This window comes from Wenyingzhuangia gracilariae (assembly GCF_056387575.1).
On the sequence record NZ_CM150748.1, the window covers coordinates 2,322,188 to 2,347,031 of the forward strand.

At 31.4% G+C, this 24,844-nt stretch carries 16 protein-coding genes; 10 read left to right on the plus strand and 6 right to left on the minus strand.

The window, feature by feature from the left end:
- Positions 1-30 precede the first annotated feature (30 nt).
- From lysS to ACY2IJ_RS10115, 4 genes are all read left to right on the plus strand, one after another.
- Positions 31-1,728, plus strand: a complete 1,698-nt coding sequence (gene lysS, locus ACY2IJ_RS10100) for a lysine--tRNA ligase (protein WP_476724244.1) — start codon at positions 31-33, stop codon at positions 1,726-1,728.
- Between the two features lie 151 nt (positions 1,729-1,879).
- Positions 1,880-4,474, plus strand: a complete 2,595-nt coding sequence (locus tag ACY2IJ_RS10105) for an AsmA family protein (RefSeq protein WP_476724245.1) — start codon at positions 1,880-1,882, stop codon at positions 4,472-4,474.
- A 201-nt stretch (positions 4,475-4,675) separates the two neighbouring features.
- The gene (locus ACY2IJ_RS10110; protein ID WP_476724246.1) at positions 4,676-5,482 is read left to right on the plus strand and encodes a S1/P1 nuclease; all 807 of its coding nucleotides are present in this window, start codon (positions 4,676-4,678) and stop codon (positions 5,480-5,482) included.
- A gap of 10 nt (positions 5,483-5,492) precedes the next feature.
- Positions 5,493-7,370: an endonuclease gene (locus ACY2IJ_RS10115; RefSeq protein WP_476724247.1), complete on the plus strand. Its 1,878-nt coding sequence runs from the start codon at positions 5,493-5,495 to the stop codon at positions 7,368-7,370.
- A 230-nt stretch (positions 7,371-7,600) separates the two neighbouring features.
- On the opposite strand, the gene ACY2IJ_RS10120 is transcribed toward ACY2IJ_RS10115, so the two are convergent.
- The 5 genes from ACY2IJ_RS10120 to ACY2IJ_RS10140 form a co-directional block, all read right to left on the minus strand.
- Positions 7,601-8,395, minus strand: coding sequence for a T9SS type A sorting domain-containing protein (locus ACY2IJ_RS10120; protein WP_476724248.1), 795 nt, complete (start codon positions 8,393-8,395; stop codon positions 7,601-7,603).
- Between the two features lie 40 nt (positions 8,396-8,435).
- Entirely contained in the window at positions 8,436-9,545 is a 1,110-nt protein-coding gene (locus tag ACY2IJ_RS10125; protein ID WP_476724249.1) for an endonuclease, read from the minus strand.
- A 66-nt stretch (positions 9,546-9,611) separates the two neighbouring features.
- On the minus strand, positions 9,612-11,291 hold the full coding sequence (locus tag ACY2IJ_RS10130; RefSeq protein WP_476724251.1) for a choice-of-anchor J domain-containing protein: 1,680 nt from the start codon (positions 11,289-11,291) through the stop codon (positions 9,612-9,614).
- A gap of 33 nt (positions 11,292-11,324) precedes the next feature.
- The gene (locus ACY2IJ_RS10135; protein WP_476724252.1) at positions 11,325-13,853 is read right to left on the minus strand and encodes a TonB-dependent receptor; all 2,529 of its coding nucleotides are present in this window, start codon (positions 13,851-13,853) and stop codon (positions 11,325-11,327) included.
- A 341-nt stretch (positions 13,854-14,194) separates the two neighbouring features.
- Entirely contained in the window at positions 14,195-14,785 is a 591-nt protein-coding gene (locus ACY2IJ_RS10140; protein WP_476724253.1) for a hypothetical protein, read from the minus strand.
- 146 nt (positions 14,786-14,931) lie between these two features.
- Here ACY2IJ_RS10140 and ACY2IJ_RS10145 point away from each other — a divergent pair, with 146 nt between their 5' ends.
- From ACY2IJ_RS10145 to ACY2IJ_RS10160, 4 genes are all read left to right on the plus strand, one after another.
- Positions 14,932-15,447 (plus strand): RNA polymerase sigma factor, encoded by a 516-nt coding sequence (locus ACY2IJ_RS10145; protein ID WP_476724254.1) that lies wholly within the window; start codon positions 14,932-14,934, stop codon positions 15,445-15,447.
- A 58-nt stretch (positions 15,448-15,505) separates the two neighbouring features.
- Positions 15,506-16,411: a FecR family protein gene (locus ACY2IJ_RS10150; protein ID WP_476724255.1), complete on the plus strand. Its 906-nt coding sequence runs from the start codon at positions 15,506-15,508 to the stop codon at positions 16,409-16,411.
- 1 nt (position 16,412) lies between these two features.
- Positions 16,413-18,983: a TonB-dependent receptor gene (locus ACY2IJ_RS10155; RefSeq protein WP_476724256.1), complete on the plus strand. Its 2,571-nt coding sequence runs from the start codon at positions 16,413-16,415 to the stop codon at positions 18,981-18,983.
- 262 nt (positions 18,984-19,245) lie between these two features.
- The gene (locus ACY2IJ_RS10160; protein WP_476724257.1) at positions 19,246-21,306 is read left to right on the plus strand and encodes a hybrid sensor histidine kinase/response regulator transcription factor; all 2,061 of its coding nucleotides are present in this window, start codon (positions 19,246-19,248) and stop codon (positions 21,304-21,306) included.
- Between the two features lie 269 nt (positions 21,307-21,575).
- On the opposite strand, the gene ACY2IJ_RS10165 is transcribed toward ACY2IJ_RS10160, so the two are convergent.
- On the minus strand, positions 21,576-22,712 hold the full coding sequence (locus tag ACY2IJ_RS10165; RefSeq protein WP_476726554.1) for a DNA polymerase III subunit: 1,137 nt from the start codon (positions 22,710-22,712) through the stop codon (positions 21,576-21,578).
- A gap of 116 nt (positions 22,713-22,828) precedes the next feature.
- On the opposite strand from ACY2IJ_RS10165, the gene ACY2IJ_RS10170 reads away from it, so the two are divergent.
- Both ACY2IJ_RS10170 and ACY2IJ_RS10175 read left to right on the plus strand, forming a co-directional pair.
- Positions 22,829-23,512 (plus strand): hypothetical protein, encoded by a 684-nt coding sequence (locus ACY2IJ_RS10170; protein ID WP_476724258.1) that lies wholly within the window; start codon positions 22,829-22,831, stop codon positions 23,510-23,512.
- 109 nt (positions 23,513-23,621) lie between these two features.
- On the plus strand, positions 23,622-24,806 hold the full coding sequence (locus ACY2IJ_RS10175; protein ID WP_476724259.1) for a phosphoglycerate kinase: 1,185 nt from the start codon (positions 23,622-23,624) through the stop codon (positions 24,804-24,806).
- Positions 24,807-24,844: the final 38 nt, after the last annotated feature.

Genomic DNA, 24,844 nt, shown 5'->3' on the forward strand with positions numbered 1-24,844 from the left:
TAACGCATTATACATTTAAAAAGTACCAGCATGCAATTATCAGAACAAGAAATTGTAAGAAGAGAAAAGCTTGACAAATTAAGAGCTTTAGGAATTAACCCATATCCTGCAGATTTATTTCCAGTAGACAATTACTCAAAACAGATTAAGGAAAACTACCAGGAAGATAAAAAGGTAGTGATCGCTGGACGTTTAATGCGAAAGAAAATTCAAGGAAAAGCTTCGTTTGCCGAATTGCAAGATGCAGAAGGTAGAATACAAATTTATTTCAATCGTGATGAAATTTGTCCAGGAGAAGACAAAACCTTATACAACGATGTTTTTAAGAAGTTATTAGACTTAGGAGATTTTATAGGAGTAGAAGGAGAATTGTTTAAAACTCAAGTTGGAGAAATTTCTGTAATGGTTCGTAATTTTAAATTACTAAGTAAAGCGTTAAAACCTTTACCCTTGCCAAAAACAGATGCCGAAGGAAAAACCTATGATGAGTTTAACGATCCAGAATTGCGTTACCGTCAGCGTTATGCAGACTTGGTAGTAAACCCACATGTAAAAGAAGTATTTGTTAAGCGTACAAAATTGTTTAACGCAATGCGTTCTTTCTTTAACGATAAAGGATATTTTGAAGTAGAAACTCCAGTGTTACAACCTATTGCGGGTGGAGCATCGGCAAGACCGTTTATCACACATCACAATTCTTTAGACATTCCTTTGTACATGAGAATTGCAAACGAATTGTATCTAAAACGTTTAATTGTAGGTGGTTTTGATGGAGTGTACGAATTTTCTAAAAACTTCCGTAACGAGGGAATGGATAGAACCCACAACCCAGAATTTACAGCTATGGAAATTTACGTAGCTTATAAAGATTATAACTGGATGATGGAGTTTACCGAAAACTTGTTAGAGCACTGTGCTTTGGCGGTTAATGGTACTACCGATATTGTTTTTGGAGAACACCAAGTAAGCTTTAAAGCTCCGTTTGCTAGAGTAACCATGGCAGATTCTATTAAGCATTTTACAGGTTTTGATATTACAGGTAAAACAGAAGATGAATTAAGAGCTTCTGCTATAGAAATGGGTATTGAGGTAGACAATACCATGGGGAAAGGAAAGTTAATTGATGAAATGTTTGGAGAAAAATGTGAAGGAAACTACATTCAGCCAACATTTATTACGGATTACCCTAAAGAAATGTCTCCATTGTGTAAGGAACACAGAGACAATCCGGAATTAACAGAACGTTTTGAGTTGATGATTTGTGGTAAAGAAGTAGCCAATGCTTATTCAGAGTTAAACGACCCTATTGACCAAAGAGAACGTTTTGAAGCTCAGTTAAAATTAGCAGAAAGAGGAGATGATGAAGCTTCTAACTTTATAGATGAAGATTTCTTACGTGCCTTAGAATACGGAATGCCTCCTACATCTGGTTTGGGGATTGGAATGGATCGTTTAATTATGTATTTAACCAACAACCAATCTATTCAAGAAGTATTGTTTTTCCCTCAAATGAGACCAGAGAAAAAAGCACCTTCTGTAGAGTTAAATGATGATGAAAAAGCATTGTTTGCTTTGTTAGAAAAAGCAGAAAAAATAGCCTTGAATGATTTAAAAGCACAATCAGGTTTGTCTAACAAAAAATGGGATAAAACCATTAAAGGACTTACAGGTAAAGATTTAGCCACTGTAAACAAAACCGATGAAGGTTTGTTTGTAGAATTGGTATAATCTTATAATAAAGTATAAAAAATCCCTGTTGTAAATTTCAACAGGGATTTTTTTTGATATTAAATAATAATAAAATTGACAATACTCAACAAGTAATATTTGCTCTGCATCTGCGACTGTAGTATCTTTAAATTGTTAAAAAAATAAAATTATGCTAAAAAAAATAGTAAAAGGATTCGCCATTTTTCTTGCAGTGGTTTTTCTATTATTGTTAATAATACCCTTTGCTTTTAAAGGAAAAATTACTCAAATAGCCAAAGAACAAATTAACAATACGGTAAATGCTACGGTAGATTTTCAAGATTTATCTATTTCGTTGCTAAGGAGTTTTCCTGATGTATCTGTAGATTTGGAAAACTTATCAGTAATAAACAAAGCTCCTTTTTTGGGCGATACTTTAGCCGCTATAGGACATACTTATATAGATGTTAGTTTAAGCAGTTTGTTAGGAGACACTCCAAAAATTAACAGCGTTAAACTAGCCAATGTTTTTGTAAATGTAAAAGTAAACAAAGACAGTGTTGCTAATTATGATATTGCTTTGCCATCAGAAACAAAAGAAGAAACACCTACAAAAGAATCTGCTCCGTTTTCATTAGCCATTCAAAAATACAGTTTAGAAAACATAAATGTAACTTATGTAGACCAGGTTAGTAACATGAGTGCCAAAGTGGTAAATTTTAATCACAACGGTAGTGGAGATTTATCGCAAAATAAAGTAGATTTAGATACGCATACTACTGCCGATGCCATTTCTTTTATGATGGATGAGGTAGCTTATTTAAAAGATTTAAAATTAAATTATGATGCTGTAGTAGGAGTTGATTATGCCAATGATTTAAAGTTGACCTTTAAAAACAACGTGGCACAAATAAACGATTTAAACTTGGCTTTTAATGGTGCCTTTACCATGTTAAAAGAAGCTTACGATTTAGATTTTACCTTTAAGTCAAACAAATCAGAGTTTAAAAGTTTGTTGTCTTTAATTCCAAATGCATATACAGCAGATTTTCCTAAAGTAGAAACTACTGGTGCGTTAGATTTACATGGAAAGGTAAAAGGACAATATTCAGAAACAACCATACCAACATTAGACATAGTTTTAAAAACAAACAACGCAAGTTTAAAATATCCAGATTTACCTAATAAAATAGAAAATATTGATGTAGATGCACACATAACCAACACAACAGGTATAATGGATGATGTGGTTGTAGAAGTAAAAAACTTTGGTTTTAAAATTGCGAAAGATGTGTTTGCTGCCAATGCTTTGGTTACAAAACCTATATCAAACCCAACGGTAAAAGCAATGGTAAACGGAAAAGTAGATTTAGGAAATTTAAAAAATGCGTACCCAATTCCTCCTTTAGATTACGATTTAAAAGGAATTGTAAAGGCTAATATTTCTACTGCTTTTGATATGGATGCTATAGAAAAAGAACAATACCATAAAATTGATAGCAAAGGGAATATTTCTTTACAAGGAGTTACTGTAGGTTCAGATTTTACACCTAAGCCTATTTTGGTAAAAAAAGCAGGTTTGGTCTTTACAACCAAAAATGTAACCTTGCAAGAAACCGATATCACTACAGGAGCTTCTGACATTCAGCTGAAAGGGAGTTTAGACAACATTTATGGATATGCATTTTCTAACGGAACGTTAAAAGGAAATTTATCGGCGACATCAAAATTATTTAAAGTAGCAGATTTTTACGAAGCAGACACCACTGCAGTTGTAGCAACTACTGATACTATAAAAGGAGAGCAATTTAAAATTCCAGAAAACATAGAATTGGTTGCAAATGTAAATGCTCAAAAAATAGTATACGATAATATAGAGTTGACCAATTTTATAGGAAATACAGTTGTAAAAAACCAGAAAATTACATTTAACAAAGCCAATGCAAATATGTTTCAAGGAGCTGTTGCCATTAACGGATCTGTAGACACCAAACCCAATACAACTGCTTATGATTTTAAAATGGATTTAAAACAAGTAGACATTGCTAGTGCTTTTAATGGAATGGGAATGTTGCAAAAAATAGCCCCAATTATAGGAGCTTTTAGCGGACGTTTTGATACGGATTTAGACATTAAAGGTGATTTAGGAACTGATTTTATGCCAAATTTATCTAAGCTAACCGGAGCTGCTTTTGCCAATTTACAAGTAGACAAAATAGATGCAAGCAAAAACAAATTTTTAAGTTTAGCAGAAAATAAAATCAACTTTATAGACTTTGATAAAACCGATTTAAAAGATTTAAAAACAAAAGTTACTTTTGAAAACAGTAAAGTTAACGTAGCACCGTTTACGTTAAAATTTAAAGGAGTTCCAGTTACAGTTCAAGGTTCTCACGGATTTGATAACAAAATAGACTACGGATTAAAGTTTAATTTGCCTGCAAAATATTTGGGGAAAGAAGCAGAGAGCATTGTTAGTAAATTAAGTGGTTCCGATCAGGAAAATATAACCGTTCCTTTAGATGTTAAAGTAGGAGGTACAGTAACCAATCCATCTGTAATTCCAGGAATGAAAGATGCAGTGGCTAGTTTGGCTCAAAAAGCAATAGACAATCAAAAAGAAAAGGTAAAAGAAAAAGTAACTTCTGAAGCCAAAAACAAATTAAAAGATTTGTTAGGAGGAAGTAGTCAAAAAAATACCGATAGCACTCAAACAGAATCATCTTCTAAAGACAAGGTAAAAGAAGCAGGTAAAAAAATTCTAAACGGATTGTTTGGAAAATAACAGCTTTTCAACATTACTTAAAACCCTCAGTATTCGTTTGTAATCTGAGGGTTTTTTAATGACACTACTCAAGTACTTAATACTTACATAACAATTAGCTTGTATTAAATTATCAACAAAATAGTTTTTAGTTAACACCTATAATAGTTTAAAATACGTGCGTTTTAGTACTATTGTTGTTCACACTTTAAACTTAAAAAAATGATCAAATACATTTTAATCTTAGTCACTTCTATAAGTGTTTTTGCGAACAACGATTGGGGAAAAACAGGACATAGAACGGTAGGAGAAATTGCAGCTCAACACATTTCTAAAAACACAAGCAAAGAAATTAACAAATTGTTAAAAGGAGAATCTTTGGCTATGGTATCTATTTATGCCGATGAAATTAGAAGCAACCCAGAATACAACTCTTTTGCTCCTTGGCATTACGTAAGTTTTAGCGGAGATAAAAAATACAAAGAAGAACCTATAAACCCTAAAGGAGATATTTTACAAGGTATTAAAACCTGTATTTTAAAAATTAAAGATTCAAACGCTACCATTCAAGACAAAGCCTTTTATTTAAAAATGTTGGTTCATTTTGTAGGAGATTTACACATGCCTTTGCACACAGGTAACAAACGCGATAAAGGAGGAAATGCAATAAAATTGCGTTGGTTTGGAAACAATACAAATTTACATAGGCTGTGGGATACCGATATGATTGAGTCTTACAAAATGAGTTATTCTGAATTGGCATCTAACTTAGACATACTTTCAGAAAAAGAAAATCGTAAAATATGCAAAGGAACTTTAACAGATTGGGCACACGAATCTAGAGCTATTGCCTTAAAAGTATATGAGTCTACCGAAGAAGGTAAAAACGAAAGTTATAAATATATGTATCATAATTTTCCAATTGTAAAACAACAATTACAAAAAGGAGGAGTTCGTTTGGCTTTTGTTTTAAATGAAGTATTTAAAAAAGAATCTACTTGGTTAACTAAGTTTTTAGAAAACATTTAAAGCTAGTACAATGAACAAAATAATTCTAAGGTTATTACTCGTTGTTCCATTTATACTCTGGTCACAACAAAGTTATTACAACGGTGTAAATGTAAACGCTACAGGGTTAAATTTAAAACAAGAATTGGCAAGTAAATTAGCAGCAACACATCATCAATTAAGTTATTCAGAAATTTGGGAAGCTTGTAAAATTACAGATGTAAATCCAGAAAATAGTTCGGAGGTATTGTTGATTTATGGGTATGAAAACGGATTGGATAGCAATGCACAAAACGATAGAGAAAGGGATAAAAACAGGAATGGAGGAGGTTCTACAGATTGGAATAGAGAGCATGTGTATGCAAAATCTATAGGAAACCCAAATTTGGGAACTTCTGGAGCAGGGGCAGATGCTTTTAATTTAAGACCTGCAGATGTTAGGTACAATAGTTCTAGAGGTAGTCGTAGATTTGCAGATAGTAGCGGAAATTCCGGGGTTGTTGGTAGCAATTGGTATCCGGGTGATGAGTGGAAAGGAGATGTAGCTAGAATTATTATGTATATGTATGTTCGTTACGGAAACAGATGTTTGCCTTCTTCCATTGGGGTTGGAAGTAAGTCTGGAACTCCTGATGAAATGATTGATTTGTTTTTAGACTGGAATAGACAAGATCCTGTATCTGATTTTGAAAAAGCCAGAAATATCTATCATGATAGCAGTGGAGGATATGCACAAAGAAATAGAAACCCTTTTATAGACAATCCGTATTTAGCAACACGTATATGGGGAGGTCAGGCAGCAGAAGATCTATGGGGTATTTATACAGAGGGTAGCGGAAGCACTGATGAAGATACAGAAGCTCCTACAAAACCTACCAATGTAATGTTGGTCAATAAACAAAGCCATAGTTTAGAGTTTTCATGGTCCAAATCAACAGACAATGTTAAGGTTCTTAACTACCATGTGTATGTAAATGGAGTTTTAAAAACAACCACAACATCCAATAATGTTGTGCTTACAGGATTAAATTCTGCAACCACTTATTCATTTTATGTAGTTGCTAAAGATGCTGCAGGAAATGAATCTTTAAAAAGTGAAACCATTTCTGAAACCACCAATACAGCTACAAGTCCCGAGGTTTCTGATGCTTTATTCATATCGGAATATGTAGAAGGTAGTAGTTTTAACAAAGCTTTAGAAATAGCCAATTTTACTTCCTCATCGGTAGATTTGTCTAACTATTCTATTAAAAAGCAAAGTAACGGATCAGGAAATTGGGTATCTGCCTATACCTTGTCTGGAACTTTGCCCAAAGGAGAAGTATATGTGTTGGTCAATTCAGCATCTAACAACACAAGCTTAACTAGCAAAGCAGATGTATTGGTAGAAGATGATTATCCGAACAATCCATCACCATTAAACTTTAATGGAAATGATCCTGTAGGTTTGTTTTATCAAAATACATTAATAGATGTTGTTGGAACCTATGGTAGCAGTAGCACCTTTGGAGAAAACATCACGTTAAGAAGAAAAAATACCATAACAAAACCGACGACTACATTTCAGAAAACTGCAGATTGGGATACCTTTAACAAAGATGATTTTTCTAATTTGGGAACACATCAGTTATCACAAGAATTAAGCACTAAAGCTTATATAAAGGCAGTTGATTTTAATGTTTTTGTAAAGAACAATAATCTTAGTATTCAAAATTTAAACAAGAATGAAATAATACATCAGGTAAATATTTACAATGTTTTAGGGAAGCAATTGCATCAATATAATAATTTGTTTAAAAATACTTACCATATTCCTATAAGTCGTTTTCATCAGGGATTGATACTTATTGTAGAGGTAATTACTAAAAATGCAATGGGAAGAACAAAAATAGTGGTTGGTGAATTTTAAAACATAAGGTACTGTTAGTTTCTAAATAAGTTTATTTGTGTGATTGTATAGGCTATTAAGCTAACAACAACCCTCAACACTGCAGTGTTGGGGGTTTGTTTTAAGGGTGTTCTATGCATTTTTAACTTACAAATACTAATTAACTAATAATAGTAAAAGCCCGAGAAATTTTATTTCTCGGGCTTTTTATAAAATGTTTCAATGGGTTTGTTGTTATAGAGTAGTATATATTAGTTTACAACTACTTTTTTAACCGCTATTTTGTTGTTTTCTTTTACGGTAACAATGTACACACCTTTAGCTAAGTTTTGGTTAGCTACTTGTACACCTACTATGTTGTAAATAGCTACAATGTTTCCTTTATTAGTATTTACAGTACCATTGTTAGCTGTAACAATTAAACCAGGAATTACGTTTGTTTTAATTGATAATACAGGAGGTGTATAAGAACCTAGTGAAATTATTGTACTAAGAGCTACGTCTCCTTTACATAACCCTTTGTTATCTAATGCATTTGCACCTGCAAAAGTCCAGTCTGAAGGGTTAAAAGTAGCGCTTGGATTAGTGTTAGATTTTCTTTGAGCATAAGAATCTAAAAATTCCCAAACTTTTCCACTTCCATCTTCTCCCTCGACACCATAAATATCTATTACGGTATTATCTGAGTTTTTTATGATTCTATAACGATCATCACCATTATTGTTAGCAGAACCAGTAATTATATTAGCTGGATTTGAAAACTCATTGTTAAAATCTTCTAGATGATTAGCATTTGTAAAGTATACAAATGTATCAGTTATTGTACCTAAATTTTCTAAACTTGATGTAGCTCCCCAAGAAGTATTTGAGTTACTTTGAGTTTGTATAGAATACAAAGAAAAGTCAACTGTTCCATTAGCATAAATTTCAATCCCCTTTGGAGTTCCACCAGAACAGGGTCCATCTATAACCATTGTTATAACTGGTGTTTGTGCAAACGTAAATCCGCTTACAAGTAAAGCAATAATTAAAGTAATTTTTTTCATGATTGTCGTTTTAGAGTTGTTTGTATATAGTTTTAGTTGATTATTCCCATTTGTTTTCTGCAGGAGTTCCTCCCCAGATTAGCGTGACTAAGTAAGGGTTGTCTATAAAAGGATTTCTATTCCCTTGAGTATCTGCAATTATGTCATTTCTTTGAATTTCAAAATCAGAGATAGGATCTTCTTCATTCCATTCTAAAAAAGTATCTAAATCACCAACTTTGGTAATGCTTTCATCGTATCGTAAATGGATGTATAAAATCATTCTGGCTACATCTCCTTTCCACTCATCACCTGGGTACCATTGGCTGTTTACAATTCTAGCTTCTCCACTAGCATCTACAAATTTTCGGTTACTTCTAGAAGAATTTGTTCCAGAGTCGCAATATCTTAAGTGGTGTAAATCTCCTTTTACAATTTCATCTTTAGCAGCACCTCCTTCTCCGCCAGCGTATAAAGATTGCGGATAGATATGTTCTGTATTAAATTTACCACTAGGGCTACCAGAGGTTTGTCTAAAAGATTTATTTCTGCTCTCTCCTGTGTACATTAGAATAACATTGAATATTTCATCTTTGTCTTGATCTGCTTTTAACAAAGGAGTATGTCTAGCAGAGTAATAAATAATATTCGTGTGTTTGTTGGTGGTTACGTTTTGTAATTCTGTTTTTAGTTTTTCGGGAGATGTGGTAAATGACACTGAGCTGTAATAATTTTTTAATTCGTTTGGAATGTTAAAAATATTGGTACTCGTGTTATCTAATACAGTAATGGTAACAGTAGCAGTACTACATTCTTGTGGTGTAGCATTGGTACAAACTTCGTACTCAAAGGTGTCTGTTCCTGTAAAATCTGTTGTAGGGGTATAGGTATACGTTCCGTTGGTGTTTTTAGTAATTGTTGCGTTGTTACTGCTTGTAGTTTCCAGAGTTACAGTAACGTCTTCTACATTTTCATCGTTGTTTAAAATATCAGAAAAGGTATAAGCAGTATTCTTGTCTGCAAAAAAGGTGTCGTTATTGGCTACAGGAGCAATAATTTCTATAGGTTCTTCTGTTGGACTATCTGTACCTTCTATCACAAAAGTATTGTCTCCGCTAGAGCAAGCCGCTAATACTATTGCGCTTAGGTATAAAAAAAAGTTGGTTTTCATTTTTGTTTTAGATTAAAAAACCTCTTTCATAAAGAATGAAAGAGGTTTTGTTTTTTTAAAAGAAGATTATTCTGTTACGTATTTGTAATCTCCACTTTCGTCTAGAATTAATCTAAACTCTTCTACAGCACTGCTACCTACATAGGTTAAAGCAGAAACTGAGTAAATGGTTCCAGACTCAGTGTCTGGGAACTTGTTTTTTAAGAATAGGTTTAACGCGGCCAATACTTGTTCGTTAGACCAATAAGCATCTCCACCTGGTCTCCTGTCAAAATTTTTGTATTGATTAGCACTACTTACTTGTGAAGCAAAACTAACATCGTCTTTTAAAGAAGATTCAGAAATCCATATAAAATCATCACTAGTTAATTCATAAACAATAGGGTTGTCTGAAACCCAAGATCCTTTTTTATGAGCAAATCTAATTTCTGTTTCTGTACTTGTTTCTGGTATGATCCAAACTCCGTTTTCAAAGCTGTATAAATCAAATCTTGTTTGTACTCCTCCGCTAAAGTATTTGTAGAAAACTAATTTTTGAGTTCCTTCTATTGCATAGTTGTACTTATTAGCTAAGAAAGTTGGCAAGTAATTTTTTGGTAAAACAGAGCTACTAAAGTTATTACGTTCCCCTGGAGTATTTGCTTCTGTTCCCATTGCATCATAATCTTCTGTAGTTAACTCATAGGCATTTTCTGGCATCTTATAGTCTGTTCCATTATATGTATAAAAGGTGGTAATGGTTTCTGTATTTCCAACATATTCATCACCTTCTCCTTTGGTAATAGACACTTTTCCGATCAACCATCTGGTTGAATCTTCTGTGGTAGAGTTGTATTTAAATGCAATGTGAATGTTTTTATTGTCATAAGCAGAAAAATCAATAATATCAGAAGGAGCTAATGCGTGGTCAGTGTTATAGCTTCTGTTGGTAATGGTTAATTCGTTCCAAGTAGCAGTATTTACGTCTCCTGTGTAATTTTCAGAAACTAAAACTTTTAGTAAAGACAAGTCTGTACCATATCTTAAGTTTTCTTCCATTTGAAATTTTAACGCTGTTTCTCCAGTTAAATCAATTGCAGGAGATATTAACCAATCTTCGTTTTCTTTTGCAGAACCCGAAAATCCACTCATTTGAATATTTCCAAATCCAGTTGCATCTTCCCAAGCTTCATCTCCAGTAACGTTTAAAGCAGTCCAACCATTAAAAGTTTCGTTGGTAAAATCATAAGAAACAACTTCTCCTGCAGATGCTTTTGTTGGTTCTTCTGTAAAGTTTTTATAAGTTACTTTGTAAAAATCTCCGCTTGTAGGGTTGGTTGTTTTATTGGCAATAATGTTAGGTAACAATTCTTTTGCGTTTTCACTTGGATGAAAAGCTCCACTGTTTGCCGTAGGGTAATCTTCTGTTGTTAAAGTTACTTCTTCGGCATTAAATAGGTTACTAATAATGGTGTTGTTGTCATTGTAAATATCTACCATTAAAGCAGCTTTTGCTCCAGGAGAGTTGGGCAATACTTTGTTTAAAACAGTTGGAATTAGTTTTTCTGCTTGCTCAAAAGAAGCAAATTTTTTAGAACTTAAATCTAAAGTTTTAAAATCGTCTTCTGTTAAGGTGTATTTAATGTCTGATTTGATTTTGGTTTCTACAGGTCCTAATTCATCGTACACATCTTCTAAAGAGTCGGAACAAGAGAATAATAAGGCACTTGTTAAAAGTGTTAGTGATATATGTTTTAAATTTTTCATTTCTTTGGATTTTAATTTGAGAACTGATTTGGATTAAAAGTTGATAACAGAGCTTACACTAAAAGTTCTACCAACACCATAATATACTCTTGCATTGGCTGCAGTACCATCAATGTCATTGGCACGAGTAATGTATTTTGTATTGAATGCGTTGTACATTCTAGCCATTAGTTTGGCATCTAAAACACCAATTTTAAATTTGTGTTGTAAAGAAACATCGACCAAGCTGTATGCGGGTACTTTCCAAGGATCTTTTCCTGCTGAGTTTCTGTTATTTGGCTCAAAGTCTGCATAAAATCTATCGTAGTAATTAAAGTCTGCAAAAATGCTAGTTGCTTTTGTAATTTTGTAAGATGCGTTTAATGCTGCTGAGGTTTGAGCAGATCTACCTACAGGTAAGCCTTTAATTACAATGTTAACATCTCTAATAACTTGATTGTTGTTGTCTGTAATAATAGCGGTTACATTGTTTTGCCAAGTCCAATCACCCAAAGACAAAGCTCCTTTTAAAGTAAAAGTTTCTATAGGTCTGTATTCAAAATCAAATTCAATTCCTTGGTGTAAAGCATTTACACCTAAAATATTGGCAAAGAATATTTCGTTAGTGGTTGGGTCGGTTGTTGTTCTTGTATCGGTTCTATCGTTCCAAGCAGTTCTATAGATGTTTACATTGGCAGCAAATTTGTCTGTTCTTAAACCATAACCTAATTCTAAACTAAATATTTTTTGATTTTCTGCACTGGCATTTGTTTGGTCGTTGTTATTGGTAGGCCATACTGTATTAAAAAATGGAGCTCTTTCAAAATATCCTCCATTAAAAAATACGTTTTGGTAACTGTCAAACCTGTAGTTAATTCCTGCTTTGGCACCAAAACCAATAAAGTTTACATTGTCTGTTTTTTGGTTTGGATCACTGTCTAATTTTGCAAAATGATCTTCTCTTGCATATACTGTATTAGATAGGTTACCAGCTACAAAAGCAGTAATATCTTCATAATCATATTCTATTTGTGCAAAACTACCATAGGTTGTGTTGTATGCAGTACTAAAAAAGTCAAACTTTTCTCCTACGGTTACTTCATTATTAGGGTTGTTTACATTTCCGTCTATGTCTAAAATGTAATCACCTCCTAATAAATCTTTCATTTCTTTACCGCTGCTTACTTTTGTATATCTGTAATCTACACCAGCTGTAAAGTCATATTCTTCGTTTATTTCTAAATTATAGCTTGTTAAACCTCCTGCCCAAGTGTGGTCGTTGGTGCGTGTTTGGATGAAAATTTCTGACTCTCCGCTAACTTTGTTTTCTTGAACTACTTTGTCTAAGTCAATAGGAGCATATTTATCTCCTAAACGGTATTCTGCTGAGTCTAAATCTCCACTGTTTGGACCTTCTTCAAAGCTTACACCTCCATTACCTTTGCTGTAATATACAGAAGTGGATAATTTACTGATATCATCAATTTTCCAATAGTGATTAAGAGATGCAATTGGTTTGTGAAAAAAGTTAGAACTTAAGCTAAATTCTTGTCCGTTTTTGTATCCCCAGTTTTTATTGGTTTTTCTACCTCTTTCACTTTCTCTAAATTCTTGAATAGACAACATATCAAATCTTTGTCCGTGGCTTTGTGGTGCTCCTGTTACAAAGAATGATAATTTGTGTTGTTCGTTTAATTTTTTAGAAATACTAGCAAAGTAAGACATGGCTTCAAAAGAAGTTCCATCAACATATCCGTTTCCTGTAATTCTGTCTGCATAGGCAGTTACAGCAAAACCGTTTTCCATTATTCCTGTAGATAGTTTTAATCCATATTTTTGATATCCATCATTACCAATACCGTATTCAAATCTACCTCCTTCTTTAGCATCTGTAGATTGTGTAATAATGTTAATGGTTCCTCCAATAGATGGTACAGCTAGTTTAGAAGCTCCTAAACCTCTTTGGGTTTGTGTAGATGCTGTAACATTACCAATTCCAGCCCAGTTAGACCAAAATACTCTACCGTCTTTTGCAGCGTTTACAGGTACACCATTAATTACAACAGCTACGTTTTCAGAGTTAAAACCACGCATGGTAATTTCACCATCTCCAAAACCACCACCTGCACGAGTTGTGTACACTCCAGGAGTTGATTTTAAGATTTCTACAAATTCTTGGTTTCCTAATTTTTGTTCAATCTCTTCTTGCTTTACAGTGGAATAGGCAACAGGTGTTTTTCTGTCTATAGCTCTAGATGCAAAAACAACGACTTCGTCTAGACCAACCGTAGAACTTTTTAAAGTAATATTTAAGTTTTTAGTAGATTTATTAAAAGCAATAATTTTTGTTAAGTACCCTAAAGAAGATACTTCAATTTCTCCTGTTACTGCAGGAGTCTTTAATTCAAACTCTCCATTAAAGTTGGTAAACGTTCCTTTATTGTTTGCGTTTAATAATTTTATAGAAGTTACGGGTATAGGTTGACCAAAGGTATCTTTTACCAACCCATTGATTGTTTTTTGTCCAAAACCGTTATATGCTATACTAGTAAGCAATAAGGTAAGTAGAATAAGTTTTTTCATTTTGAGTTTTAAATTTTGTTTGTCAGACAAAACTATAGACTCATAGAGTTTTTTTGAAGGTGGCTGTTTTATATTAAGAATAAAACAAAATGAACTTAATGTAGAGCTAATGTTACCAAAACATTAGTCTGTTGATTATTTGTAAGTGTTTGGTAAACAATATGTTAATTATTAACAAAGGTTTGTGATATGTGGTTTTTGGTAAACATTTTTACAAATGCATATAAAAGGTATATAAATACTAAAAGAGGTAGAACGGTAAAGTTTTAAGCATTTATAAATAAGAAAACCTCTGTATGGGGTTTGTTACAGAGGTTATTGAGTTTAGGGGATTGAAACGATTACTTTTTTTGAGGTTTGTTAGTTTCTAAATAGGTAGTTAATTCGGTTTGTGTAGCAAATTCAATAATATTATTGTTTTTGTCTGTTATAGAAATAGGAAATTGAAAAGTTGGCTTTGTTCCGTTTTCTAAAGTTTCTACATATGCTTTCATAGCTTCTTTGTCTGCTATTTCAGTAGTGGTGTCATCAGCATTGATAACTGTTACAGGAAAAACCAATTTTAAGCCAGGTCTTTTATGTTTTCTAATAATTATTAATGCTCTTAGTTCTTTTACGGTGTTTAGGGTAGTAACTTCTCCGTTTACAGTAATTTCTATTGGAAAATCAATTTGGGGTCTGTTAGATTTTTGACCGTAGGCCTCTAGCTCTTCATCCGAAGTAATTGTTTCGTTTGTGTTGTCTGTATTTATAGCAGTAATAGGGTAATTGATACTTAAATCATCTACAATAGATGTAATGTCGTTTTGTGTAAGTTCATCATTTAATTGAGAAACAGATGTAGATTCATTTTCAATATCGGAATTGTTGTTACAGCTTATTAATAAGACAGAGGATGTAATAATTCCTAAAATGGTTCTTGTAAATTTCATGATATAATTTTTTTGGGTTATATAATTTAAACAGTATTGTTTTAAATTACCCTACTTTTTTTTTGATTTTTTTTAAAGAAATGTATTAGGAAAGGCATTTAGGTTAAAAATAAATAATTGTATTTTTGAGAATATAACTACAAATTATGTCAAAAGAACCTTCTGTTTGTGAGGCTAAAACGTACGAATCTCTATATAAAAAGTATAGTAAATCTCTATACAGTTTTATGTATTACAGATGTGGAGATTGCGATAGAGCAGAAGATTTGGTGCAAGAAGCTTTTATTAAATTATGGAACAATTGTTCTAAGGTTGTTTATCAGAAAGTAAAATCTTATTTATATACCATAGCCAATAATCAATTTTTAAATGAAGTAGCTCATTTTAAAGTAAAATTAAAATATGAAGTGAGTGTAAACAAAGAGCGTTCTAATATGGAATCTCCAGATTTTGTTTTAGAAGAAAAAGAGTTTATGGACAAGCTTCAGCATGCGTTAGAAGAATTAACACCTGGTGAACGAGAAGTTTTTTTACTAAATAGAATTGAAGATGCCACTTATAAAGAAATTGCAGAAATGCTAACCATATCTGTAAAAGCGGTAGAAAAAAGAATGCACGGAGCTTTAGTTAAGCTTAGAAAAAGTATTGGTAAAAAAATTTAAGGTTATTTAAAGTAGGGTATATAATAAGTAATTGGTTATAGATATAAAGGGGACAATTATGAAGCAAAACAACTTTACAAAAGATACTTTTTTGGCCAAATGGTTAAATAATGAGTTAACCGACAAAGAATTGTCTGATTTTAAAAAGTCTGATGATTATGAGTTGTATTCTAAAATAGCAGAAAAAAGTAAACAATTTAAATCGCCTACGTTTGATGAATCTAAGGTGTTAAAACAAATTCAAGCTAAATTAGAACAGCAAAAAGGAAGGGTTAAAAAATTAAAAGTTTTTGGATGGTGTGCTTTAGCAGCATGTGTAACCATTGTTTTAGGAATTTCTTTTTTCTTTTCTACAACCACCTTTAGCAGTGCTACCGGAGAACAAATTGCTGCAGTGTTGCCAGATGGATCTGCGGTTGAGTTAAATGGGAATTCACACATACATTTTAATAAAAAGAAATGGGAAAAAGGTCAAAGAACGATAGAGTTAGATGGGGAAGCATATTTTAAAGTAACCAAAGGAAGTACTTTTTCTGTTTTAACAAAAGAAGGAATAATTACAGTGGTAGGAACAGAGTTTAACGTGCAAACTGTAAAAAACTTTTTAGCTGTTGAGTGTTACGAAGGTAAAGTAAAGGTAAAAAGCAAAACAACGGAGCTGTTATTAACACCAGGAAAAGGAATAAAAATTAGTGACAAAATTTCTAAAAAATACAATACCTTAAAAACAAAACCTAGTTGGTTGGTGCAAAATTACCAATATAACGGAATTCCTTTACGAGTTGTTTTTAAAGACTTGGAAAACGTATATAAGATAAAAGTTCAGAATAAAAATGTAAATTTATCAAACACCTATTCTGGTACAATTGTAACAAACAATTTAGAAAAGGCAGTGCAAATTATTTCTAAGTCTATGAATATTAGCTATGAGATTCATGAAGATAAAGTAACTTTTAAAAATTAGAATGAAAAACGTTTTTTGGTGCTTTTTTTTAATTACTGTAGTTGTTTTTTCACAAGAAAAAATAAGTTTAAAAAAAGCATTAAATCAACTTTCAGAAAAACATCAAGTGGTGTTTTCTTACAACAATACTACTGTAGAAAATTTTAAAAAAGTTACGGTTAACAAACAAAAATCTATTGATGAGGTGTTGATGAGTTTATCTAAACAAACACAATTGGTTTTTGAAAAAATAGATTCAAAAAATTATGTAGTCCGTTTTTTTAATGCACAAAAAAAAGAGATTTGTGGAACTGTTGTAAGTTCAAAAAACAAGCAAGAATTACCGTTTGTAAACGTTTATAGTAGGCAACAAAATAGCAGTACCAATTCCAAAGGATATTTTCGTATAGAAGCTTTTACTGATGAGTTTATTACGTTGAGTTCTGTAGGTTATCAAACCAAAACCATAGCAGTTTCTACGTTTACCAAACACTGTAATACCATTGCTTTAGAAGAAGAAATTAACTATTTAAATGAAGTTGTAATAAGAGAATATTTAACCAAAGGAATTTCTAAAAATAAAGATGGTAGCATTGCTTTTGACTGTAAAAAAACAGGAATTTTACCAGGAGTTATAGAGCCCGATGTTTTACAATCATTACAACTAATACCAGGCTTGCATAGTCCTAATGAAACAGCATCTGGAATTCACATAAGAGGGAGTACTCCAGACCAAAATTTAGTGCTTTTTGACGGTATGAAAATGTATCATTTTTCTCATTTTTTTGGATTAATTTCTGTTTTTAACCCTTACATAATTAATCAAGTAAAAGTGTATAGATCTGGCACACACGCTAAGTACGGAAATGTTGTAGGAGGTGTGTTAGATATAAGCGTAACCGATAAAATTCCAGAGAAAATAACCATTGGCTTAGGAGTTTTATTAACTCATGCCGATTTGTATTTAAAAACACCCTTATTTAAAAATAACAAAGTAGGGTTGGTTTTTTCAGCAAGACGGTCTTTAACCGATTTTTTGAATAGCATTACTTATCAAAAATATTCCGAAGCAGTATTTCAAAATAGTAAAATAGCAGAAGGGTTAGACGATGAAAGTCTAAGAATTACCAATGCCAAGAACCATTTTTTTTATGAAGATTACCATACAAAAATAATGATTCAGCCTGCTAGTCATAGCAAAATTTCTTTAAGGTATTTGTACAATCAAAATTATTTAACGTTTACGGGAACCACTCCCAATATTAATGAAAACTTTAAAGATGATGTGCTTGTTAAAAATCAAGGGTTTAAAATAGATTGGGAAGGGGATTTGCAAAAAAATGGACTTCATAAAATAGGTTATTCTACAACCAATTTTAGAAAAGATTATGACGGATCTAGAGATCGAGAATTGAGAAATGGAGAGCATCAAAATGCAATTTATGGGAAAGAAAATACGGTTACAGAACAAAGTTTAGAATATGTTTTTGAACACAATACCATTAAAAAAAACAATTGGCAGTTAGGTTATCAATTTCAGAAATACCAAGTAAATTATCTGTTTTATAGATTTAATCAAAACAATAGAATAAATGATGTGATTGATAATAGTGGAAATAACATTGCTTTTTTTACAGAATATCAATATTTAAATCATAAAAAATGGTTGTTAAATTTGGGACTTAGGTGGCAAAAATTTTACAATGCAGAAAAGAGCTACTTAGAACCTAGGTTAAATGCAAGCTATAAAGTAAACAAAAACACACGTATGAGTTTTTCTACAGAATTAAAACATCAATCAATAAGTCAAGTAGTAGATTTTAGAAATGATGATTTGGGAGGACTTTTTGATCGTTTTTGGACACTTTCTAATGGAGTTGAATTTCCGGTTTTAAAAAGTAATCAAACAAGTATTGGTTTTGATTATCAAAAAAACAAATGGACAATTGACGTAGAATTGTATCAGAAAAAAACAAAGGGTGTTTTGTTGTTGATTGATGAAAATATAAAATCAAAAAAATATTTTAACGGAACAAACACGGTACACGGGTTCGATTTTTTATTAAGAAAACAGTGGAGCAAATACAATACTTGGGTAAGCTATACGCTGTCTAAAAGCAAATATTTATTTAAAGGGTTAAACAATTCTAAAAAATTTGATGGCTCTTATGATATGCCTCATCATTTTATTTGGTCTCATGGCTATACACATAAAAATATAGAATATTCTTTGGGTTGGAGGTTTAGGTCTGGAATTCCGTATACGGTAAAAACAGCTGTAGAAAATAAGCAAGGAACTGGAATTAGAATAAATTTTGATGATTTAAATACAGAAAGGTTACCAAATTACCAAAGAGTAGATTTTTCAATGGCTTATAAGTTTTATGTTGGTCAAAAAACAAAATACAAAGGAACCGTAAGTTTTACTTTGCAAAATATATTTAATCAAAAAAACATACTAAATAAAGATTACAAAATACAAACTGTTATAAACAACAGAGGAGTAAATAGAGAAGAACAACAAGTTTTAGTAGAAACGAATAGATTTTCTATGGGATTTGTTCCTAATATTATGTTTAGACTAAGTATGTAAAAAAAGAGTCCTACGCATTTTTAATATACCCCTATATTTTGCGTAGGACTTAAGGTATTCCCTTTACTTAAAACCCGATAGGTTTTACAACATAATTAAGTTATATAAAAAGTCAGATAATTTACCTAACCAATTACAATTGCAAATAAATCACATATAAAAATCATTATTTGGTCAATTTTAATCATAAATTGGTCAAAAAATTAAGTGAAATAGAAATCATAGTATGTTTTAAGTTTTTGTAATCCTTAATAGTATAGGTATGATTGATAAAATAATTCGTATAAATAGATTTTTTATACATGATAAAATGTCTAAAAGCACTTTAAAAAGAGTAAACCTATTGTTGCTTTTTTGTTCTGTTTGGATGCTTGAGGCTTTAATTTCTATACCCTTATCTTTCAATCAAAACAATCCGGAGTTGGTTGTTAAGGGGCATGTGTTTAATTTAATAGCTATTTTTGGGGTTGTTTTTTTCTTATATATAAAAAAATACAATTGGGCACTTGTAGTGTTTTTAACTTCTGTAATTTGTACTATTTTGTTGTTTACAAACTTTATAGCACCTAGAACATATGCAGAGTATAATTATATGTTTGTTCCTTGTTTGATATTGGTTTTAACAGATAAAAAAACAATAACGTATATAAGTTTTTTTGTTGCATATCTTGCTTTTATAGTCCCTAATGAATTGTTACATATATATCCTGAGGGAGCTTATCAAGATCCTTTTTCAGCATTTATATTTTTTATAATTAGTTTTCTTTTGGTTTACTTTTTTAAAACAAATAATTTAAAAAACGAACAATTATTGGCTACTAAAACAAAGGAATTAGAGGAGCTAAATAAATTTCAATCTCAGTTTTTTATTAATATTTCTCACGAAATAAGAACTCCTTTAACGTTGTTAAAAGGAGAAACAGATAAGTTGCAAAACATACCCTCGGCTCATGCTATAGAGCAAAACCTACATCATCAAATAAATAAGATTAAAAATATAGTAGATGATGTTATTGATCTTTCTAAAATGGACAACACATCTTTTAAATTAAATTTAAAAACCATTGATTTGAAAGATTTGGTTACAAAAGTATTTGTGTCATTTCAACCTTTGTTTGATCAGAAAAAAATTCAGTTTAAATTTATTTCATCACTAGAATATTGCAGTATTAAAGCAGATGAGGTTTATTTAGAAAGAGCACTGAATAATTTGGTGTTAAATGCTTATAAGTATACTGATGTAAACGGAATGGTAACCATTCGTTTGTTGGTTAAAAATAATAAAGTTGTATTGGAGCTGATAGATAACGGTATTGGGATTTCTAAAAAACACATAGGTAAAGTTTTTAAAAGGTTTTATCAGGTGAAAAACGACATTAATAGAAGTGGAGGTAGTGGAGTTGGTTTGTCTTTTAGCAAAGAAATTATAGAATTACATCAGGCTTTGTTTTTATTAAGTAGTAAACCATCTAAAGGAACTAAAATAGAATTGCAATTTTTACCAGATATCAATACAGTAACAAATTCTTTACCAACTAATACTGCTTTAAATATACCCACTAAAAATAAAAACATAGAAAAGATTTGTGAGAACCAAAAACATACAGTTTTAATTGTAGATGATTCTTATGATTTAAGAAATTATTTAAAAGAATTATTAAAAGATTACAATTGTATAGAGGTTTCTAATGGGGTAGAAGCCTTAAAAGTTTTAAGAAACACAACTGTTTTGTTTGATATAATTATAAGTGATTATATGATGCCAAAAATGGATGGTTTAGAGTTGCTTAAAAATATAAAAACATCATTTTCATCAATACCTGTTTTAATGCTAACTGCTAGAGTAGATCAGAATAGTAAAATAGAAATTTTAAAATTAGGAGTTACAGACTATTTAAACAAGCCTTTTGAAAAAGAGGAGTTTTTAATAAGAGTAGAAAATATATTAAAGCAACATAAAAAAAAGAAACAGTTTTTAGAGAAAGAAAAAATTTCAACATCAGAACTTCAAGAAAATAGTGTCTGGGTAAAGGAGTTAAAAACATACATATTAAAAAACGTGTCTAACCCTAAGTTAAATCAAGAGGAAATATCGGAGCAGTTTCATTTATCAAAAAGTTCTTTTTACAGAAAAGTTAAAATGGAAACAGGTTTAACTCCTAACGGGTTTATTATAGAGGTTAAGTTGCAAAAAGCAAGAGAAATTATAGAGCGTAGGTTGGATATAACATTAAAAGAACTTTCTGCAGAGGTGGGGTATTTACACACATCTTATTTTGTAAAAAAATACGAAAAAAGGTTTGGGAAACATCCTTTAAAATAAGTTATCGTTTATTAGAGAGAATAAAAGATTTGTTAACTATTTTGGAGAATAAGTATTTTTCGTTACAACTAGCACATTTGTAAACAGAGACCATAATTAAAGAATGATATGCTTTTCTTCTTCTGCTTTTATATCTCCTTTTAGAGCCACAAGAAGGACACTTTTTATTAGCGAACATTTGTTTGGTTAGTTTAGTGTTTAAAAAACATTACAAATGTAAGTATTATATTAATTGATGCTTAATAATTAATGTGTTAAGTTTTTTTTAATTATAACAATTGCTCTTTGGTGTGTAGTAATCTGGTTAGTTTTATAGAGGTATCTAACAATATTAATTTTGCATTTCCATTTCGTTCAATATGATAAATGGCATCATTTAATTCTCTGTTTATAGATTCTATGTTACCGCCGTGAATAAAAGGAGCAAATTTATCAATACTAAAACCGCTTGTTTGTGGTTGCATAAAAACCAATTCTTTAGCTCCATAATTAAACAATAAAGCTTGTCTAAAAAACTGCAAACAAAAATTTAAGAATTGTTTTTGTTTTTCTCTACCCATGGCACCAATAGTGTCAGACCAAGCAATTAAGTCTTGAATAACACTAGCGTTTCCTTTTGCTTTAAAAGCAGCTCTTACCCAGGTTATAAATAATTGTTCATATTCAAGGTCATCTCCTTCTTTTTTAAGAAGATCTAAAGCTTTTTTATAATTACCTTCTGCTCTATGAGCTATTTTTTGTGCCTCTGCAGGAAAAGAGTTCTCACGCTCAATTAATGCTTCGGCTATGTGTTCATCACTTAACAAAGGGAATTCTAACACTTGGCAACGAGAAAGAATTGTGTTTATTAATAATTCCTTTTGTTCTGCCACCAATATAAAAATGGTTTTTGCAGGAGGTTCTTCTATTAATTTTAACAATTTATTAGCAGCAGCATTGTGCATTTTTTCGGCCATCCAAATAATCATAATTTTATAACCTCCTTCGTATGGTTTTAATTTTAATGATTTTACGATTTCCTCTGCTTCATCAACCCCAATTTGTCCTTGTTTGTTTTCAATTCCCAAATGTTGATACCATTGAAATAAACTACCATAAGGATGTTTGTTTACAAAGGCTCTCCAGTCTTCTAAAAACAATTTACTTACCGGATGTTTTTTAACCTTATCGTTAACGGCTGTTGGAAAAGAAAAATGCAAATCAGGATGTTGTAGTTTTTCTACCTTTAAGCTACAAGCTTCATTGGTTTTACATAATATATACTCCGCATATGCTATAGCAGTGGCTAAGGTTCCTACCCCCTCTTTACCAACAAAAAGTTGTGCATGAGCAATTCTACCATTGTCTGCTGTAGTTTTTAAATGGTTTACTATGTGTTTTTGTCCAATAATTTTGTTAAAAAGCATGCTCAAATATACTGCTTTCCTATTATTCATAACATGAATAAAATTGATTATATAGACTTTTCTGGTTTAGAAATAAGTTCAAAAAAGTTTTTTGTAATTTTATAAAAACTAATATTATGAAAAACAGGTGTTTAGTGTGTTTTTTGTTCTTTTTTACGCTTCCTTTCTTTGGTCAAAAATATGTAAAAGGAAGCGTAATTACATTTAAAGAATATCCTTTAAATAAGGTAAAAATAAAGGCAAGCAGATCAAATAAAGTAGTTTATACAGATAGTTTAGGAAGGTTTAGTATAGAATGCAAAGAGAAAGATTATTTACATTTTTATGCTGATGGTTTTTTTAAAGAAAAACTAAAAATAGACAAAACAATTAATCAGCCTGTAGAAGTAAATCTTTACTACGATGAAAATAGCAAAGAATCGTTTTTAAAGGCAACCGAATCTAAACATGTAATCAAAAATATACTAGCTCACGCCTTAGAACATAAAAGAGCTCAAAACAATGTTTTAGAAACTTTACCATCTATATTCGATATTATACAATACAAATACCCAGGAGCCAAATTAATGGAGTTAGAAGGAACGACTCAAATTCTATTAAACGCAAGAGGAGAAAATTCTTTGTTTGCAGACATACATGCACTGTTGGTTGTTGATGGTTATGTGGTTAATGATGTTTCAGGAGTTACTCCTATGCAAGTAAAAGATGTAAAAATACATTTAGGCACTCAAGCCTCTCATTGGGGAATGAGAGGGGGGAACGGAGTTGTAGAAATTACATTAAATTATGGTCCAAGGTAAATCATTCCGTTCAAACACTATTATAACGTTTTAGTTAATTTATTTATTAACTAATTTATAAATACACACAAGTGTTATATTTGTAATCAATCAACTTAGATTTGACAATATGAAAACAATCAAAGATTTTAATTTTCAAGGTAAAAAAGCCTTAGTAAGAGTAGACTTTAACGTTCCGTTAGATGCAGATTTTAACGTAACAGACACAACAAGATTAAAGGCAGCAAAGCCAACAATCATTAAAATATTAGAAGACGGTGGTTCGGCTGTTTTAATGTCTCACTTAGGACGTCCAAAAGGGGTAGAAGACCAGTTTTCTTTAAAGCATATTGTTAAAACTGCTTCAGAAATTTTAGGAGTAGAAGTAAAATTTGTACCAGCAACAGTTGGTGCAGAAGCAGAAGCAGCAGTTGCAGCTTTAGAACCAGGACAAGTATTGTTATTAGAAAACCTACGTTTCTTTGCAGAAGAAACGAAAGGGGATTTAGCGTTCTCAGAACAATTATCAAAATTAGGAGATGTTTATGTAAACGATGCTTTCGGTACAGCTCATAGAGCACATGCTTCTACCACAATTGTAGCTCAGTTTTTTCAAGAAAAATTAGCTGGTTTTGTAATTGAAGCAGAATTAGTAAACGCCGATAAAGTATTAAAAGGGGGAGTAAAACCTGTTACAGCAATTATGGGTGGTGCTAAAGTTTCTGATAAAATTTTAATAATTGAAAAATTATTAGATGTAGCAGATAATATTATTATTGGAGGAGGAATGTCTTATACTTTTGCAAAAGCAGAAGGAGGTAGCATTGGTAAGTCTCTTTGTCAAGATGATTTGTTAGATTATGTTTTAGAATTAGAAGAGAAAGCAAAAGCAAAAGGGGTTAAATTAATTTTTCCAATAGACAATTTATTAGGAGATGATTTTTCTAATACTGCAAATACACAAGTAGTATTAAGAGGACAAATTCCAGATGACTGGGAAGGATTTGATATAGGACCTCAAACAATAGAGTTGTTTTCTAGTATTATTAAAGACTCTAAAACTGTAATTTGGAACGGACCAATGGGGGTTTCAGAAATTCCATTATACGCAACAGGAACTATTGAGGTAGCTAAAGCAGTAAAAGCAGCTACAGAAAATGGAGCTTTTTCTTTAATTGGAGGAGGAGATTCTGCAGCAGCAATCAATAACCTTGGGTTTGGAGATGATGTTTCTTATGTATCTACCGGAGGAGGAGCCTTGTTAGAATACATGGAAGGTAAAACATTACCAGGTATTGCAGCTTTAGAAGCTTAAATATAAAGATTGTATCAATTAAAAAGTCTAGCTAAGTA